The sequence below is a fragment of the Undibacterium sp. RTI2.2 genome (genome assembly GCF_035018705.1).
Taxonomy (GTDB): Bacteria; Pseudomonadota; Gammaproteobacteria; order Burkholderiales; family Burkholderiaceae_D; genus Undibacterium.
In genome coordinates this window covers 76,664-94,854 of sequence record NZ_JASJXN010000017.1, presented here as the reverse complement: position 1 = coordinate 94,854, position 18,191 = coordinate 76,664, and the positions used below count along the sequence as shown (strand labels likewise).

The following is an 18,191-nucleotide window of genomic DNA, read 5'->3' as shown; positions in this document are numbered from 1 at the left end:
TTTATTTGCCTGTCTTCTGATACTCATTTTTTGCCCATATCGGCAAAGGCATTTCTGCTGACGCCAGATTTTTTAAGCGTTTATATAGTAGACAGGTTTCTAATAGATTGCTGATGCGTAGCAGAGTTTCGATCAGATCAAAGGGTTTGGTCAGAAAGTCTTTGGCGCCTAGCGATAAGGCGCGGCGCTTCGCTTCTTGGGTGACATCTGCGCTTAACACCATCACGGGGCGAAATTCATCTGACGATGTTCGCTTAGATAATTGTTCTAGCACTGCAAAACCATCTAAGTCCGGCATCATCAAGTCCAGTAATATCAGATCGGGATCGAAAGCGGTGACTAGATCCAGGGTTCTGCGTGAGTCGGTAGTGCTGACGACGTTACTAAATCCTTCACGTGCCAGCATGTCTTCCAACACGTTGATGTTTTCTATTTTGTCGTCAACGATGAGGATGCGCATAACGAGCAAATCGGTAATATTCATGACAGTAATCGATCCAGAGTCGAAAAAAATAAGCTGACATCAAGGGGTTTAGTTAAGTACGCATTGGCGCCTGCTGACATCATGTGCGTTATCGTTGAGGGTAATGCATCTGCGCTCAAGATTACTACGGGTATTTTCTCCATTGCGGGTGTTGCGCGAACAGATGCGAGCACCTGTTCTCCATCCATATCTGGTAAATGAAGATCGAGCAAGATCAGATCGGGTTGTTGTGATATCGCCAGTTCCAGCCCCCCAGAACCAGATGAGGCGCTGATGAGGGTGATGTTGCGACGGCGTGATAGCAGAATTTCGACCAGCGCCAGATTGGACGATTGATCTTCTATATATAGCACCGTACAGTTGCGTAGTAATCTGGGTTGAACTGGGATCGGTGTTAAGGCCGCCGGGTTGATGGCAATGTTGTCTGCGACCGGTAAATCGATCCAGAAAGTGCTGCCCTTTCCGGGACTACTGGTCATCTCAATGTCGCCGCCCATTGCCCGTACAATTTGGCGCGATACCGCCAAGCCAAGTCCGGTACCTTCACTTGAACGATGTTCCGCGCCGAGACGGTCAAATGGCGTGAATAAACGTTCTTGTAATTCTGCGGGAATACCTTTGCCCGTGTCGCTGACTTGTATCCGTGCTCTGCGTCCTTGGACCAGGACGTGCAGGCTGGCACTGCCATTGGGTTCGTTATACTTGACTGCATTTGACAGCAAGTTGAGCATCACTTGCAATAAACGTTTGCGGTCGGCCAGAACATGGATTTTTTTAGGCTGATCTGCTGGATTTATTGGATTTGCTGTGTCGATGTCTGGGTCGAGTTTGATGCTAATGTCGATACCGGTTTGATCGGCGATCGGTGTGATCAGCGCGACCGCTTCTCGCAGCAAGTTGTCCACCTCAACGGCTTGCAGGTCGATGTCAATTAGCCCCGTTTCAATACGGGCGATATCCAGCACTTCGTTAATAAGCGCGAGCAAGTGCCGGCCACCTTTCAGAATATGCGCCACGCTGTCACGCGCTGCTGGTTCTTGCAGATCACGTTCCAATAATTGAGCAAAGCCGAGAATTGCATTCAATGGCGTGCGTAATTCATGACTGGTACGCGACAGAAACTCCGTTTTTGCGTGGTTAGCCTGCTCCGCTTCACGATAGGCTTTTTCTGCCTCGGCACTGCGTGTGGCCAGCAAAATACTCGCATGATCCAGCCTGCTGGCTAGTTGTCCAAGCTCATCTGTGGCAGGTTCTGCCGGCACCAGCGACGCACCACGCGCCAGCCGCTCGGCGTTGTCGGCCAGACGATGCACCCGGCGTACGATACCGGTTGAAAATAACAGCACCGCTAGCAGTGCACCTAACGCTCCGGCGATACCTGCAATGGCAGTGGCAATCATCGCACGCTGATTAACTTGCTCTGCGTATTCTTCACGTTGTTGTAGCAATAGCTCCTCGCGCGTACGCATGGTGTCGATGCTGCGGCGTAGTTCGTCCAGCACCATTTTGTTTGATACGAGGATAGGAATCAAAGTGGAGGAGGGGGTGTTGCTGCCCAGCTCAACCAGATGATGGAGTCCCTCACTTTTTTTTGCCGCAAGTGCTGCGACACGTTCAAGCAAAATGACTTGCTGCGGATCACGGATCTGTAGTCGCAGGCGTTGCAGTGGTTTTGGTAGATCCGTTTCTGCGATCCGATACGGTTCCAAAAAATTGGTCTGGCCCGTCAACAAATAACCCCGCACACCAGTCGCCGCCTCGGCCAGCAACGTATGCACCTCCTGGATATCATGCTGAATTTGCAGGGTGCGTTGTATACCTTGTTGCGCTTGCCTGCTTTCAAGACTCATGACATAACCGGATATCAGCGCCGCCAGCAGCACCAGTACCGGTACCGCAATTACCACTAAACCTTTTAATCTTAGCGGTTGATTTGACCACCACTGTGACATCTTGATTTGTATGCTGTGTTTCATGTCGCTCCCGAATTGCCAAAGCCAAGTTCTACTGCACGTGCTGCCACTTGGGTACGGTCGTTGAGTCCTAATTTATGAATAATTCTCTCGACATGTACCTTGACCGTACCAGTCGCAATCCCCAGCCGTAAGCCGATGTCGGCATTTGTCAGTCCGTGAGGCAGCAGCACCAGCACTTCACGTTCTCGCGGGGTGAGTTGCTGGGATAAGGCTTTACTCTGCTTGCTACTAGCTTGCAAATTACTTGCTGGTAGAGATAGTGCCGACGATAATGCCAGCGCCAGCATACTGGCCAGCGTAGAGAGTGCTTGTAAGTCAGCCTCAACCGGAACGGGTATGGGTTTGCGATTAACTAATTGCAGAATACCAACCGGGTTGCCCGCAGCACGTAGCGGCAGTAAAAGTTCCAGACTCGCCATCGCACCGGCGGGTAATAGCATACGGCTCACACTGTTTTGTCGTACCATCAGGTTTGCGTCGGGCTTTAATGTGGCGGCAAGTGTACCTTGTGCTGAAAAACGCAATCCACTCGGCAGTACGTCGCCGCGAGACGCTTCAATCCGCAGCGCACCATTGTCTGCCACCATGACCGTGCCGGATTCAAACGCACAAAACTCCAGCGCATAGCCCAAAATAGCCGGAATAGCTGCACTGTTTGCTGACGTTGTTAGCGCCTGTCCGGCGTCATATAACAACCTCAGACGGGCGGTATTGGCTTTCTGATCACGGTAATGACTGCGCAAGGCGTGTGCTGAAGGGTGGGGAGTGGTAGGCATACGTAATAGTATATGCCGAACAGCATACCTTTGCCTATGTCAGTGAGCGGATGTGGCGATTCTATTGCCAAGTCATAGTGCGTCATCGCAATCACAAGCTGCGACACACTTTTAATGACTTTTTGGAGATGTATATGAAATCCCTTTTACTCGCTATTTCACTGTTAGTTGGCTCATCTGCGTTTGCAAAAGACCTACCAAGAGTCTACGGTAACGAGGTAGTCGCGCCTGCCAATGCGGCAGAGCAAGAAATTTCCAAGTTATTTGATCGCTGGAACGCAGCACTCGGTACCGGCAAGCCTGCAGAGGTCGTCAAGCTTTACCACCCGAAGGCTATGTTGCAACCGACCGTGTCAAACCAGGTGCGTACTACGCCCGCTGAGATTACTGATTATTTCGAGCATTTTTTGGTGCTTAAGCCAACGGGCGTCATCAACTATCGCCAGATTCGTTTGTTAGATGCAGACTCCGCAATCGATAGCGGCGTCTACACCTTTGATCTGACCAAAGATGGCAAGCACTCCAAAGTACAGGCGCGTTATACCTACGTGTATAAAAAAGTAGGAAATGACTGGCTGATCTTAAATCATCATTCATCCGCTATGCCAGAACAGGTTTCGATAAACTAATCGAAACTAATCAATCAGTTGATGATGCTGATCCGAAAAATCTGGGTTGAACATAACAGGCGTATCAAGGATTACTTCTTCATGCGTCTGTTTTTTTTAGATGGTTGTAGATGATATGCGGATGATCATGAGCAAACGAGGCGTGCTAACGATGTGATGAAGTCGCAGAAGTATAGCTAGATTCCGCATACTTTAATGGTAGCAAAATGTAATATCTGTACTAACGATCTTTTGACCTAAAAACAGATTTTCATCTTTGTCAGCAGTGCGGCTGCCCCGGTATTGATATTGAAGTAAATATATATACTCATAGTTAGTATATTTTAGTCGTCCTTATAATCATTGGTTAATAATTGGATTTTATTGAAAATAATAGGGAGTATATTTTTTTGTGCCGAATATGGATCGGAAGACCAAAGAAAACTATCCTCGTTGTACCTAGATGTGATCTGCAAGCATTAGGTTCGCTACAAATCTAGAGAAGTCACCAAAACGATTGCTCCATTAAGGTATTTACCAAGGTCTTTCCGAAATTGATTACGCCACCTATCCAAATGAAAGAATCGCTCGCTCTCGTCATTTAATTAGTTTCTCAAAAACCACTCCGCGCTATCCGCCAAAAAACATCCTCAATCTCAACTCCCTTTGGAAACGGCTCTCTGGGAATGTTCCAATAATACTCATTCACTTTGCCTTCACTAATCACCAGTGGTTTGCTGATCGCCGTGATGTAAGGAGGGTTTTTGGTCTGGACATAACGCAGCTCGTACTCTCCATCGAGTATGTTGTCGAACTTGATTGAGCTGCCGAGGTTGGTGATGTAAGCGTGGCGTAATCCGGGGCATGTTGGAACACGAGCCACGCATAGTTTGAGATAGGCATCAGATTGTGCAGAGTTGTTGATGATCTCTATCTTGCCCTTACCGCTGAGTTGTTCCTCTGTCGGTATGATCAAATAACTGGTGCGGACTGGCCATGTATCGCCATTTGGATTGCGCGGTGCGACTTCTGCCGGCGTTGCGGATTGCGTCGGGTTTATGGCGATTACTGTTGATGCAGGCATGGCTTTGGAGCCGTAGGTGAGCAGTTTCTCTTGTGCCTCGATAGCTTTTGCCGCTGGTGACGTATCAAGCGGTTCTATTTTTATTGGTATTGGTATTTTGCCTGGTGCCGACGTCGTCGTGACTAACGGGGCGCTTGAGACAGGGCGATTAGGCAGGGGAAAGATACTTTTTGTTTGCATTCCCTGCTGTCCTAATATTACATTGGTGATGCAGATATAAATGATCGCAAAAACAGAGGCCATTAAGGACGCGGTGTGGCTCCTAACGATGGCGTAGCTATCCGTGAAGTGGTCTTTATCCTTGGGAATCCATCGGCCAATGTCACGACCAGTTTGAAGATGGTATATCCAGGCGATTGCTGTTAATAAGAGCAATATCCAAAGACAGTTGCAAAATAATTCGTAAGTAGCCAGCGCGAAAATGGCGGGTAGCATAAACAGAAATTCGCCCAATTGATGTTCTGCATGCGCTGGTAATGCGGGCATGTCCAATATAAATAAAACTAGGACTTGCTTACGTGTTGGATGCTTCATTTTGATTGAATGCCGCAACGGTAATTCCTGTGAGTATGGAATTGTCTTAGCGATAGTTCATAGAGCAGCGTATTCATGAGGTTTACAAATAATCATCGGCGCAGGAGTGATCGTTCCGGCACCGATGTTTTTTAGTGATGATCGTAACTATCTATTTCGGTACTGCCGCTCCTGTTGGCATCAGATACTTATCCAAAAACTGTAAAATCCTCTCGCTGGATTCTGCCTGATTTTTCTTTTTGCTAAAACCGTGGCCTTCATCGGCGAAGACGACATACTCGACAGGCACCTTATTCTTTTTCACTGCGTCAACGATTTCATCGCTTTCTGCTTTGAGTACACGCGGGTCGTTAGCACCTTGGATCACCATCAAGGGTTTGCGGATTTCGTTAGCGTGGAATAGCGGTGAGGTGGCGATCAGGAAGTCTTTATCTTTGACTGGATCGCCGATTTCGTCATACAAGGCTTTACGCTGTTCTTCCCAATATGGCGGAATACTTTCTAAAGTGCGTAACCAGTTGCTGACACCAAAAATATCGACACCGACTTTGAATGTTTCTGGACGAAACGCCAGGGCAGCTAGGGTCATATAACCGCCGTAACTGCCGCCCATGATGCCGATGCGTGCCGGGTCGATATAGCCCAGACTAGCGAGGTAGGTTTTAGCTTCGACGCAGTCCCATAAAGGCTCGCGTCCATGCTTACGGTCGTCGGCGGTATTAAAGCTTTTGCCATAGCCAGAGCTGCCGCGATTATTGATGCCCAGGACGGCATAGCCGTGGTTGACCAAGTACTGGATTTGCGAGCTATAACCGCGTCGCGTCTGACCACCGGGGCCACCATGCACATACACAATGGCTGGGACTTTGGTATTAGCGGAAGCACCTTTTGGTTTGTAAAAAATCGAAGGGATTACGGTGCCGTCGAAGGAGGTAAAACGAACGACTTCTGCTTCAACCAGATCATCTGGATTGATTTCTTTATTCAAGCTTTGTGTCAATTGATGGGTTTGCTTAGTTTTAAAATCATGAACGTATAAGTTATTTGGCGAGCGGTCGCCATTCACATAAAACGCCATGAGATTGCCGCTGGCAGAGAACGTCGTGCCGCGCATTTCACCACCTGGCAATTTGGGTAGAGCGACAGGTTTTTCTGAGGGGCCTTCGACCACGCGGATGACAGTACTACCATCTTGATTTACGACACTAATCCGGAAACGTCCGTCTTGTGAAAAGCTGGTGCCGGTGATGTCCCAATCTGCTTTTTCATGTTCTTTCGTGAAGCCGCTTGTTAGATCATACGTGCGGATAGAGGTAAATTCGCCGCCTGCATTGGATGCGTAAAACAGCCGTTTTGATGCGGGATCAAAATTGGCGATGTAATGTCCCGCGGCACCTTGATGCGGGGTAATCAGTTTAGTTTCGCGCGTGACGGTATTGTATAAATAGATATCGCTGTCGGAGGTAGTATTTGTTTTACCAAGGGCAATCCATTTACCGTCGTCACTGATGCTATCTGGATTCATGCCAGTTTCCGATTTGTAGATCAGGGTACGGGCGTAGGTTTTTGCATCGTATTTATACATGTCGAAGTACTTGGGGTCGCGTTCATTGCTGATGAGATAAAAACCGCTACCGTCATTGATCCATCCAGCAAATTCAGCTTTGAGTTTATCGCCGGGCGTCAGATCTTTTTCTGAACCATCTAACTCGCGTACGTACACATGGTTGTTTTCGTCACCGCCTTTGTCACGGGTGAACAGAATGCGGTTGTCGGTATAAAAATAGCTAATCGCGTAGGTGCTGTCGGTGCTCGATTTAGTCAATGCTACCGGTTTGCCGCCTTGCACCGCGATGGTGTATGCATTAAAAATACCGGATTCATTGCTGTTGAATAGTATTTGTTTTTCATCCTTGCTAAACGATGCACCGTTGATACTGGTGGTCGCCATAAACTGTTCTATCGAGTAGCGTTTATAGTTTTGTGTAGCTTGCCTTGCTTGTTTGCTTGGTTTTTGATCTTTACTGTCTTTGCTATCCTTGCTGGTATCGGCCGCGACTGGTGCTGCATGCAGAGCACTAAAGCCGAAAGCGGCACTGAGCAAAATGCTGAGAGTAGATATTTTTATGGCGTGGCGCATCAATTTCATACGATCTCCTGATTAAGTAGTGTGGACATGTGGTTCAGTAAAATCTGGACAAATTCTTTACTGCGATAGCACTGTAAATGCTGCTTGAAGATATTTTGGTGATGATGCGACCAACTGCAAAATTCGATGATCGGACGACAAGTATGCAAGGATAGCCAGTGGCTTTCAAGCGATAAGTGATGCTAGTTGATAAATAATAAATTAACAACAGTAGGTTTGGAACATAAAGTTCAGTCAATCCAGTGTGTTCTGCGACTAGGTTTGAGTACTTTAAATATTCTTAATAGATATCTCTGGTGTGTATCGCCGAAAGGGCATCGGTTGATTGTTATCTGCTGATAAAACCTAGCATTTAATATACTCCCCTTAATTTTTTATAAATATGCTTAATTGTCCATAGATTGTATGGACAATTTAAATATACTAGCAGAGAGTATATTTATATTACAGGATGTGCAGAACATGTGAAATGCGCTAAAGCCCGCCAATCACATCGTGTAATGGGTGCCATAATTTATGGGCGGGATGTGCAAACATACTCATCAAAATAAAAATACTTTTTGCCGCAAGATATTAGCTGGCTTAAGTTTAAGTCCTACGTGTTGACCTTTAGAATGCTGATCCGTAGTTTTTTGATTCCAGAATAGCCCGCGATTATTCGAGAAATAAATTGTTACGTTTCGGTTCGCAATTGCGCAAAGTTTGAAAGAGGTTTCGTGTATATTGTGTCAATTCACGCAGTCTTTTTTGCATTCGCTGCGCCGCGTGGTGATGGTATGAATTGTCTTCCGATTGATCCTTTTTATAGTCAAGCACATGATCCAATTTAGAATTTTTCCTTTAGTTAAAAGTCGCACTGTCAGAAGTCGCCTGATGACGGTTTCTGCTGCCTTATCAATTGCGCTTGTGCTGAGTCCGGCGATCAGCAGTTCTGCTTTTGCAGCGGGAGCAGATGTGCCGGGTGCTGGAACTGCGCCCATCTCAACCACGCCGATAATCGTTGCCCCAGTAAAGTCGCCTGCTGTGCAATCAGCGGCGCCGTCCACTCTGCCGTCCACGACGGTATTGCCAGCGATGTTGGAGAATTCAGTAGTAAAGATTTTTTCTACGCTGCGTGGACCTGATCCATTTAAGCCATGGAGTAAAGCCGCACCGCAAGAGGTCACCGGATCTGGTGTCGTAATTGAAGGCAAGCGAATTCTGACCAATGCGCATGTAGTTGGCTATGCCAGTCAGGTACAAATCCAGGCGAATCAGTCTGGTGACAAAGTATCTGCCACGGTAGTCGCAATCGCGCGCGGGATTGATCTGGCGATCTTGAAGCTAGATGATGAATCGTTTTTTGATACTCATGCACCCGCAGCGCGTGCTAGCGTTTTACCCGATGTCCGTGATGCCGTATTAGCGTACGGTTATCCGATCGGTGGTAGTTCGCTGTCGATCACTAAAGGCATTGTGTCGCGGATTGAGTTTGTTAATTATGGTTATTCCACAGCAGGTTTGCGCATTCAGATTGATGCTGCAATTAATCCGGGTAACAGCGGTGGTCCAGTCATGGCAGGCGACAAAATGGTAGGGCTGGCGTTTAGCGGTATCAATGGTGCGCAAAATATTGGTTACATCATTCCTAACGAAGAGATCGATTTGTTTTTAGCCGACATTGGTGATGGCGTTTATGACGGCAAACCAGCAATGCATGATGATATTCAAACTCTGGAAAATCCAGCGATGCGGATTTTTCTGAAATTAGATAAAACGGTAGAGGGCGCGATTGTGCATCGTCCCGCGCAAAGCGATGCATCTTATCCTTTGAAGGAGTTTGATGTTATTACGCACATTGGCGATTCACCGATTGATAATCAGGCGATGGTTAAACTAGGACCTAATTTGCGGGTGCAATTTCAGTATCGGGTGCAACAACTGGCAAAAAATGGCAAGGTGCCGTTGACAGTCATGCGTAGTGGCAAGCAGATGAAGATTCAATTGCCCGTAGTTGCTTCGCGCCCATTGCTAATCCCCGATTTAAACGGCGGCTATCCGTCTTATTTTATTTATGGTCCGATTGCATTCTCGCGCGCTACTGCTGAGTTTCTGACATTTATCAGTTCTAATGCAAATGGACTGAACGCGTTTGCGTTCAATGCAAGCCCATTGGTGACACGTCGGGGCGATGAGCCTGATGCTGCACGTGAAGAATTAGTCGTTGTCACCGCACCGTTTTTCCCACATAAACTCACATCGGGTTACAGCAATCGTTTTGGTGCCGTGGTGTATTCCATCAATAATGTACCAGTGCGCAGCTTGCGTCATTTGGTGACTTTATTGCGCGATTTAAAAGATGAGTTTGTGACGATCCATTTTGATCAACGCGCTGGCGAGACGATGGTACTGCCGCGCAAAGCCATGATGGAATCGACAGAATCGATTTTGACAGACAGTGGCATCCGTGCTCAGGCATCGCCGGATATGCTGGCGGTGTGGCAGGGTAAAAAATGAGAGTGAAAAATAAGCGAAAAAATCATAATCTGTACAAAGCAAAATAGAGTAATACTTAAATGCATTGATTTTATAAAACGGTAATACCCTTGCGCCTGCCAATACGATTTCTTGCTGACAGGCGCATTTTTATTTGACTTAGTTAGATCAAATTTATTAAATCAAACGTCCCGCTCCGCAAACACTTCTTTGGCTGCAAATGCCCCGTTCAACGCCGCAGGAAAACCAGCATATACCGCCATCTGCGTAATGATCTCGATAATTTCCTCCTTGCTGCAACCCACATTGAGTGTGCCGTGGATGTGGACTTTTAATTGCGGCTGACAGTTGCCCATGGCAGTCAGCGCGGCAACCGTAGCGATTTCTCTGCTTTTTAAATCTAAGCCGGGACGCGAGTAGATATCACCAAATGGGAATTCGATGGTATACCGCGCCAGATCAGGCGCGATATCGCCGAGGGAGTCGATGACTTTTTGTCCGGCTTCACCGTCAATCTCTGTGAGTTTTTTGAGGCCGCGCTGATATCTGGATTCTTGAGTCGCTGGTTCTGTAGTTTGATCTGAGATTTGATCGACAATGTTTGACATACTGTTCTCCTGATAGGGTTGGAAAACAGTAGCGTAAAGCTTAGAGGTAACTCTCAGTCAATCGCTATTTTTTCGTCGAGACTTGACTGGCGACTTTCTTGATAGTAGCGCCGCTAATTTCGTTCTGATACCAGGAAATTTTTTCTTGCAGTAGTCTGAAGCACTCTTGCTGGAGCTGTATATGTGTCGCCAGTTGTTGTGCATGCGTTTGCAGCATCTGTTGCCGTTGCTCCAGCGTTTTGACGCCTCGTGATCTTAGATCCGAATACGCCAAAATATCTGCCAGCGGCATACCCGTATTTTTGAGACGCAGGACAAACTCCATCCAGGCGATATCTCCCTCACCAAATTCACGATGTCCGCTCACTGTCCGCTTTACATCTGGAAATAAGCCAATTTTTTCGTAATAGCGGACAGTATGTGAGCTGACACCTACTTGCTTTGCAAATTCTTGAACGTTCATCGCGGTCTAACTAAGATTTTGAAGGCACGCCTTTTAAGACGACTTTGACTGTGCATCTAAGGCGGCTTGCCGCATTTGCGCCAGACTCATTCCGGGTGTAATCAGATTGCCGTCATAACGCAATTCAATCAATGCCGGTAAATGAAGGGTCTGCGTATGCGTGAGTGCGCGTTGCAGAGCGGGGGCAAACTCCTCTATAGTGCTAACTACTTCGCCTGAGGCGCCATATGCACGAGCCAGCGCAGCAAAATCCGGGTTGTGCAATTCAGTACCGGAGACGCGGTTTGGGAAATTTTTTTCCTGATGCATGCGGATGGTGCCAAACATGCCGTTGTTAAAGACAATGATAATTACGCCAGCCTGATATTGGACAGCCGTGGCAAGTTCTTGTCCGTTCATCAGATATTCGCCATCGCCGGCAAAGGTGATGACAGTGCGCCCAGGTGCGATGATTTTTGCCGCTACACCCGATGGGACGCTATATCCCATCGCACCGGAGGTCGGCGCTAGTTGAGTGCGCCAGCCACCGTATCGGAAGTAGCGGTGCGCCCAAGTGGCGTAGTTGCCAGCACCATTTGTCATGATGGTATCGTTAGGCGTGTTTTGCATAATATCTTGTACCACTTGCCAGAGATTGAGCGGTGCTTTCTCGTTTTTAAAGATGGCCGGTTCCTGCTGCCATGCAAGAAGCTCAGCACGCGCCGCTGCTGCGGTGCCTTGCCAGGCCGTGGCATCGAGTGGTGCCATTTCTGCCAGACATTCGGCGATCTCTTGCATGCCGCTGTTAATCATCAAATCGGCTTGATACACGCGCCCCAGTTCTAGCGCGTCGCTATGAATATGGATTAGCTTTTGGCACGGGATCGGCGCTTCCAATAGCGTGTAGCCACTGGTCGTCATTTCTCCTAAGCGTGGTCCGATGGCGATGACGAGATCCGCCTCTTGTATCCGCTTTGCCAGCTTGGGATTGATGCCTATGCCGACGTCACCCACATAATTGGGATGCGCATTGTCCATCAAGTCCTGAAAGCGGAAAGCGCACGTCATTGGCAAGTCGTGGCTAGTGGCAAAGCTAGTGATGTTATCGCATGATTGCTGATCCCAACCGCTGCCGCCCAAGATCACTATCGGACGCTGAGCCGCTGATAGCAAGCGCCGGAACTGTGCCAGTTGGGTTTCGGACGCGGAGGCTTGTATTGGAGTGTAGTGGCGGGTATCGGCGACTTCCGCCATGGCGGATAAGCAGTCTTCTGGCAAAGCCAATACGACGGGTCCGGGGCGACCACTGGTAGCAACCTGAAAAGCGCGGGCAATGTATTCGGGAATACGATCTGCACGGTCAATTTGCGCTACCCATTTTGCCATCGGACCATACATACGACGATAATCGATTTCCTGAAATGCTTCGCGCTCAACAAAATCATTGCCCACCTGGCCAACAAATAAAATCATCGGCGTGGAATCTTGATAAGCTGTATGCACACCAATCGATGCATTGGTTGCGCCAGGGCCGCGTGTTACAAAGCAAATACCCGGGCGACCTGTCATCTTGCCGTAAGCGTCGGCCATAAAAGCGGCACCACCCTCCTGGCGGTTAATGATGAAGCGAATCGGGCTATCGTGCAGGGCGTCGAGGACAGGCAAATAGCTTTCGCCAGGTACTCCAAAAATAGTATCTACGCCATGTACTTGTAAAGCATCCACTACCAATTGACCACCAGAACGAGATTTGAGCATGAGGACTAGACCAGTTCGGAAAAAACCATACGCTAGCAGAAAGCACCGCTGACGTGCTGTTTTTGACATCGAAATCCGCATCCTCACGTGGTTTCTGGCAGCTATTTCGATGTTGCATTGCGCCATGCTGTTACAATAGCACCTGAAGCAGGCCAGACAATCGCTGGCTTTGGTGTGAGCTAAAGCGGGAGGAAGGTCCGGACTCCATAGAGCAGGGTGACGGCTAACGGCCGTACGTTGAAAGCCAGAGCGCAAGCCGAGGTATAAGACGAGGAATAGGGCCACAGAGACGAGCGTATTTAGTTACGGTGAAACGCGGTAACCTCCACCCGGAGCAATTTCAAATAGGCACGCGTAGAGGCGGCTCGCGGAGCGTGCGGGTAGAAAGCTTGAGCCTGGGAGCAATCCCCGGCCTAGAGGAATGATTGTCATAGCACGAGGCAGCAATGCGCAGTGCCGTAACAGAATCCGGCCTACCGGCCTGCTTCATTTTTATCCCCCCCGATTGTCTATTTCAAGATGATCAAATATCAAATTAGTATTCCGCTTACCCAATTCATAAATCCTCGGTGTTACACTTCTCGCTGACTTTACAACGATGGCGGTAGCATGTGTTTCAAGTAATGAATTGCCCGCAATTATCTGCAATGCCACCATTGAAAATAAATCATATAGCGGTGCAGCAACTGTTTAACGCATTGATGTGAGTAATATCCACACGGCGAAAGCATGTAATCTGAGTTTTAGTTTGCTGAAATTGCATTGCTATGTATGATTTAGCTTTGCCGCGAGGAAATTTTGTTTTAGTCTTCATATAAGTAAATAGCTGCCGCTAATAATAAATCACGACATAGGCCAACAAGTACCTAGGCGAACATTCAAACGAGGGTAGCGCATGGAGAGAAAGGCAAGCAATCGTCAATGGCATGATCTGCCTACTCTGGCTTTTTTAGTCTTTGTGAGTCTGATTGTGGTCGCTATCATGGCGCAAACTTGGTGGTCTATTGCGCAAGACAAGCAATTGACGCTTGCTTCTGCACAAGAGAGCAGCTACCTTGCGGTACGGATTTTAGAAGAGCATGCCAGCCGGATTTTGCATGATGCCACCCGCTCTATTAACGCTGCCGCAGAAGAAATCCAGACCCAAAGCGAATCTGCCGAGCTCGATGAGGCGGAAGTCCGCAAGATACTGATCAACCAGCGCCAGGATTCCCCTTTTCTTCAATCACTTTCTATGATTGACCACAATGGCATCTTGTGGGTAACGTCTTTTCAATTCCCTGCTGAGCCCCAAAACATGGGGAATATCCCCTATATTAAAGAGCTGCTCAGCCACCCGACGGACACCACGGTCGTGACTGGCAAGCCTATCATGCTGAAAAATACGACGCGTTGGGTATTACCGGTAGCCAGAAATTTTTTCAACCAGCGTGGCGATTATCTGGGTGTGATTCAGGCATATATCGGTCTGAATTATTTGCAGGATTTTTATGAACGCTTGGCCAGAGATGGCAGCGCAGCGATTTCTTTACATGATGATGTGGGCAATATCTATGTCCGGGCTCCATACGATGCGCGTTATTTGACGCAGTATGTCGCCAAGTCTTTGCTAGCCAACGGTGTGCGTTTAAATACGGTAGAGGGTGCAATTCAAGATGCGCCGTTTATTCGCGATGCCGCCGACGCTGGAAATACAAAGGAATTGATTTATACCTACCGGAAAACGAACGATTTCCCGATTGTATTGGTGTATGCCAAAGAGTTATCCAGCATTTTGTCTGACTTGAATGACCGGTCCCGGCAAAAATTGATCTTCACTGTGCTGACGATAGGCTGTATTTTGCTGTTGGTGATCCTATTAATCGCCAAGCTTCGCAGCCTGCGTAAATCAGCAGAAGAGTTACGCGCTAGTGAGAGTCGCTATCGGGTCTTATTTCAGGATGCGCAAGATACGATCTTGTTGATTAATCGTGACTACGTATATGTTGATTGCAATCTCGCCGCATTAAACATGTTTGGCGTGAGTGACCGGTCTGAGTTGTTGGGACGGCGTGCAGGACGGTTCTCCCCAGAAAATCAAGCCGTACGTCATTTGCCCGGGTTACAACGTGACCAGTTAATTGAGTCTTTGACCAATGCCGCCTTTGCCGGCGAAGTACAGCATTTTGAATGGGTAGTAGAACGTAAAGGTATTTTGCAATATAGCGAAGTGACCATGAGTCGGGTAGAAATTGGCGCAGACGATTTAATCTTTTGTGTGATGCGTAATGTTAATTCCCGAAAATATGTAGAGCATTTAGTCGAGGGGCAAAATCAATTACTGCAATTGATTGCTAGCAATGAAGATATGTTGTCGGTCTTGGAGTCGATTTGTCAGTTTGCAGAAAAAATGTCACCCCAATGGCGTTGCGGCATTCAGTTGCTGAGTAATGAACTACATTCTTTTGGTATGAATGTGGGAAAAAATTTCCCAGAGGTCGTTAAGTCTCAGTTAAATGGCATGCCAGTCACTTACGGTAATGGTGTCTGGAGTGAAGCAATTTTGAATGCCGGACCAGTATGGATTGGGAATTTTCAACATGCGGCTTCAATGCAATTTGTGAACTCGATAGAAAGTCTGTCTGATTTTCATGCCTGTGGCGCCTGGCCGATTATGGGTAAAAAAGGCCAGTTGCTTGGCAGCTTCAGTATCTTTGTCTCTGACATGTCGCCCCTGAGCGATGATGATCTGAGACTGGTCGGCATCACAACTGACATTGCCAGCATCGCAATTGAAGGTCGTCGCTCAGAAGACAAAATACTTAAGCTGGCCCATTACGATGAGTTGACTGGTTTGCCAAATCGCTTCTTATATAACCAGCATTTAGCAAAATCCCTGGCGCATGCCGAGCGCAATCGCAGCCGCTTGGCGGTATTTTTCTTGGATCTGGATCGCTTTAAAAATATCAACGACACCTTTGGACATGACGAAGGCGATACGGTCTTGCGCAATATCTCACAGCGCTTTAAGGATTGCCTGCGTGAATCCGATATCGTAGCCCGCGTCGGTGGAGATGAATTTATTCTTTTGATCGATCAGTTTAGTGATCCTCGTGATCTGGGTGATATTGCAGATAAATTATTGCAAGAGGCATCAAATCCGTTTGAATTGCGCGGGCAAGAGTGCCAGCTCAGTGCCAGTATCGGTATTGCGACTTTCCCCGATGACGGACGCGATGCGCCTACGCTAATGAAAAATGCCGATATTGCGATGTATCGCGCCAAAAACAAAGGCAAGGATAATTACCAGTTCTATGCTTCAGAGATGAACGTGCACACGGTAGAGCGTCTAGCGTTTGAGGCGCGCTTGCGGCGTGCGCTAGAGCGTCGTGAGTTTGTTGTGTATTACCAGCCTAAGGTCCATGTAATTTCTGGCAAGATCGTCGGCGCAGAGGCACTGGTACGCTGGAATCATCCTGAACGCGGCATTCTGTTCCCGGGAGACTTCATTACATTGGCAGAAGAGGCCGGTTTAATTGCGCGGCTTGGAATGCTGGTGTTAGATATCGCCTGCCGCGATATTCTCACTTTCCGCGCGGTGGATGCCTCATTTGGGCGAGTCGCCATCAATTTGTCGGGCTCGCAATTTAATGATGTGCATCTGCTGGACGAGGTTAAGAGCGTGGTTGATTTCTGGCGCGTTCACCCGAGCTGGATTGAGTTTGAAATTACCGAAAGCATGGTGATGCATAACCGGGATCAAGCGATCGTTTTGATGGATGGCTTAAAAGACGCTGGTTTCACGCTATCGATTGATGATTTTGGTACTGGTTATTCTTCCTTGGCGTATCTGAAACGCTTTCCTGTGGATAGCGTCAAAATTGACCGTTCGTTTATCAAAGACATCCCTGGCGATGTGAACGACACTGCAATCGTGCTGGCGATTGTCGCCATGGCACATACTCTGAGCCTGAAAGTCATTGCAGAAGGCGTAGAGACAGAGTTGCAACTCCAGAAACTGAAAGAAAGCCGATGCGATGAATATCAAGGTTTTTATTTCAGTAAAGCGATACCTGAGAGCGAATTTTTAGCCTTACTTCAAAAGCAGGCGCAGGCGGCGCTGAAGTGAGTAACTGATTCAGCAACTGAATTAGCAACCGAATCAGCAACTAAGTATGTAACTAAGTACCTAGCTAAAACCGCAGTCCTTAGCGGGTAGTTCAGTCTTTGTTTGCAACTGTGGACATGCCAGACGGCGCATAATCGTCTGAAATAACGAGTAAATATGCAATCATCTCAATATACTCCCCATTAATTTTTTTAAAATCAGTCAATTGTCCAAGTTTTAATTGGACGTTCTAAATATACTATATATGAGTATATTATTTTGACTCTGCCAGATCCTCATGAGAAATTGCGCTTAAATTTTTGATTTTGACCGCGCTGCTCATATGTCTCACGTTTTTCTTGGGTTGTGGATTGGCAATTTATACCTTCCTCCATCTTCTGCAAAACCGTTCAATTTAGCTAGTAAAGCGGTTCATATGCCACTTATCCAAATTTCGGATATTTCTCATCAGCATTTAAAACGTGCACATTCTTTTTTCTGTAATTTTTAGCTAAACACATGGGTATATGTGAGGAGCTACTTTCACTACCCATCGTAAGTCGTTAATTTATTGGAATATTCTCTTATTCATTAGATTAGGTATGTGCGCTAAGTCCTTGACTTCATTAAAGAATTTCAAAAATTCATACTTAAATTCGCTTGACCCGCTTCAAGCGATCCTCTAAAGTGGGCAATAGTGTGAAAAAGTGTATTTTTGTGGTGAAAATAAAGTTTCTGAAAAGAATAATTCAGTAATTTGATCAAGATAAAAGGTTCAACGTGTTCCAAGGGGCGTCCTCACTCAATCTCGATGCAAAAGGCAGAATGACAGTTCCTGCCCGGCATCGCGACGCTCTCAGCCTGCAATGTGAAGGCCGTATCACTTTAACCCGTCATCCAGATGGTTGCTTGCTACTTTTTCCGCGCCCGACGTGGGAGGCGCACCGCGAGAAGATTGCTGCCTGGCCGATCCAGGCGCGTGATTGGAAGCGTATTTTTTTAGGCAATGCCTCGGACGTCGAGATGGATGGCGCTGGCCGCATCCTCGTAGCACCTGAATTACGCACCGCTGTCAACATGCAGCGTGATGTGATGTTGCTCGGCATGGGCACCCATTTTGAAATTTGGGATGCTGCCCGCCTCGCCGAGAACGAAACCAAAGCCATTGCCAGCGGGGCGCCTGACGCGCTCAGCAATTTCTCCTTCTGAG

General features: G+C 47.5%; 12 protein-coding genes and 1 other RNA gene. 5 read left to right on the top strand and 8 right to left on the bottom strand.

Features of this window, described 5'->3' with window-relative positions; genetic code table 11:
• Position 1: 1 nt before the first annotated feature.
• From QN395_RS11340 to QN395_RS11330, 3 genes are read right to left on the bottom strand one after another with little or no spacing between them, the layout of a single operon-like run.
• Positions 2–484: a response regulator gene (locus tag QN395_RS11340; protein WP_322121221.1), complete on the bottom strand. Its 483-nt coding sequence runs from the start codon at positions 482–484 to the stop codon at positions 2–4.
• Positions 481–2,460 (bottom strand): ATP-binding protein, encoded by a 1,980-nt coding sequence (locus tag QN395_RS11335; RefSeq protein ID WP_322121222.1) that lies wholly within the window; start codon positions 2,458–2,460, stop codon positions 481–483. The genes QN395_RS11340 and QN395_RS11335 overlap by 4 nt, the downstream gene beginning before the upstream one ends.
• On the bottom strand, positions 2,457–3,236 hold the full coding sequence (locus tag QN395_RS11330; protein WP_322121223.1) for a response regulator transcription factor: 780 nt from the start codon (positions 3,234–3,236) through the stop codon (positions 2,457–2,459). The genes QN395_RS11335 and QN395_RS11330 overlap by 4 nt, the downstream gene beginning before the upstream one ends.
• 134 nt (positions 3,237–3,370) lie before the next feature.
• Between QN395_RS11330 and QN395_RS11325 the strand changes: the two genes are divergently transcribed.
• The gene (locus QN395_RS11325; RefSeq protein ID WP_322121224.1) at positions 3,371–3,865 is read left to right on the top strand and encodes an SgcJ/EcaC family oxidoreductase; all 495 of its coding nucleotides are present in this window, start codon (positions 3,371–3,373) and stop codon (positions 3,863–3,865) included.
• A gap of 592 nt (positions 3,866–4,457) precedes the next feature.
• On the opposite strand, the gene QN395_RS11320 is transcribed toward QN395_RS11325, so the two are convergent.
• Both QN395_RS11320 and QN395_RS11315 read right to left on the bottom strand, forming a co-directional pair.
• Positions 4,458–5,462 carry a hypothetical protein gene (locus QN395_RS11320; protein ID WP_322121225.1) on the bottom strand — a complete coding sequence of 335 codons (1,005 nt, stop codon included), beginning with the start codon at positions 5,460–5,462 and terminating at the stop codon, positions 4,458–4,460.
• A gap of 151 nt (positions 5,463–5,613) precedes the next feature.
• Positions 5,614–7,611 carry a S9 family peptidase gene (locus QN395_RS11315; protein WP_322121226.1) on the bottom strand — a complete coding sequence of 666 codons (1,998 nt, stop codon included), beginning with the start codon at positions 7,609–7,611 and terminating at the stop codon, positions 5,614–5,616.
• A gap of 816 nt (positions 7,612–8,427) precedes the next feature.
• On the opposite strand from QN395_RS11315, the gene QN395_RS11310 reads away from it, so the two are divergent.
• Complete coding sequence (locus tag QN395_RS11310; RefSeq protein WP_322121227.1) at positions 8,428–10,107, top strand: S1C family serine protease; 1,680 nt, start codon at positions 8,428–8,430, stop codon at positions 10,105–10,107.
• A 161-nt stretch (positions 10,108–10,268) separates the two neighbouring features.
• Here the strand turns inward: QN395_RS11310 and QN395_RS11305 are convergent, their stop codons facing one another.
• From QN395_RS11305 to QN395_RS11295, 3 genes are all read right to left on the bottom strand, one after another.
• Positions 10,269–10,694: a carboxymuconolactone decarboxylase family protein gene (locus QN395_RS11305; RefSeq protein ID WP_322121228.1), complete on the bottom strand. Its 426-nt coding sequence runs from the start codon at positions 10,692–10,694 to the stop codon at positions 10,269–10,271.
• A gap of 64 nt (positions 10,695–10,758) precedes the next feature.
• Complete coding sequence (locus QN395_RS11300; protein ID WP_322121229.1) at positions 10,759–11,157, bottom strand: MerR family transcriptional regulator; 399 nt, start codon at positions 11,155–11,157, stop codon at positions 10,759–10,761.
• Between the two features lie 33 nt (positions 11,158–11,190).
• Positions 11,191–12,894 carry a thiamine pyrophosphate-binding protein gene (locus QN395_RS11295; protein WP_322121230.1) on the bottom strand — a complete coding sequence of 568 codons (1,704 nt, stop codon included), beginning with the start codon at positions 12,892–12,894 and terminating at the stop codon, positions 11,191–11,193.
• A 144-nt stretch (positions 12,895–13,038) separates the two neighbouring features.
• Between QN395_RS11295 and rnpB the strand changes: the two genes are divergently transcribed.
• The 3 genes from rnpB (at position 13,039) to mraZ (ending at position 18,190) form a co-directional block, all read left to right on the top strand.
• Positions 13,039–13,386: RNase P RNA component class A (rnpB, locus tag QN395_RS11290), an RNA gene on the top strand.
• A 403-nt stretch (positions 13,387–13,789) separates the two neighbouring features.
• A complete protein-coding gene (locus QN395_RS11285; protein ID WP_323491863.1) occupies positions 13,790–17,002 on the top strand; it encodes an EAL domain-containing protein in 3,213 nt (1,070 codons plus the stop codon).
• Positions 17,003–17,761: 759 nt separating this feature from the next.
• Positions 17,762–18,190, top strand: coding sequence for a division/cell wall cluster transcriptional repressor MraZ (mraZ, locus tag QN395_RS11280; RefSeq protein WP_322121232.1), 429 nt, complete (start codon positions 17,762–17,764; stop codon positions 18,188–18,190).
• Position 18,191 lies beyond the last annotated feature (1 nt).

Bases quoted from the DNA above. Each gene is read 5' to 3' on its own strand.
- QN395_RS11340 (WP_322121221.1), bottom strand. From the start codon at position 484: ATGAATATTACCGATTTGCTCGTTATGCGCATCCTCATCGTTGACGAC.
- QN395_RS11335 (WP_322121222.1), bottom strand. From the start codon at position 2,460: ATGAAACACAGCATACAAATCAAGATGTCACAGTGGTGGTCAAATCAA.
- QN395_RS11330 (WP_322121223.1), bottom strand. From the start codon at position 3,236: ATGCCTACCACTCCCCACCCTTCAGCACACGCCTTGCGCAGTCATTAC.
- QN395_RS11325 (WP_322121224.1), top strand. From the start codon at position 3,371: ATGAAATCCCTTTTACTCGCTATTTCACTGTTAGTTGGCTCATCTGCG.
- QN395_RS11320 (WP_322121225.1), bottom strand. From the start codon at position 5,462: ATGAAGCATCCAACACGTAAGCAAGTCCTAGTTTTATTTATATTGGAC.
- QN395_RS11315 (WP_322121226.1), bottom strand. From the start codon at position 7,611: ATGAAATTGATGCGCCACGCCATAAAAATATCTACTCTCAGCATTTTG.
- QN395_RS11310 (WP_322121227.1), top strand. From the start codon at position 8,428: ATGATCCAATTTAGAATTTTTCCTTTAGTTAAAAGTCGCACTGTCAGA.
- QN395_RS11305 (WP_322121228.1), bottom strand. From the start codon at position 10,694: ATGTCAAACATTGTCGATCAAATCTCAGATCAAACTACAGAACCAGCG.
- QN395_RS11300 (WP_322121229.1), bottom strand. From the start codon at position 11,157: ATGAACGTTCAAGAATTTGCAAAGCAAGTAGGTGTCAGCTCACATACT.
- QN395_RS11295 (WP_322121230.1), bottom strand. From the start codon at position 12,894: ATGCTCAAATCTCGTTCTGGTGGTCAATTGGTAGTGGATGCTTTACAA.
- QN395_RS11285 (WP_323491863.1), top strand. From the start codon at position 13,790: ATGGAGAGAAAGGCAAGCAATCGTCAATGGCATGATCTGCCTACTCTG.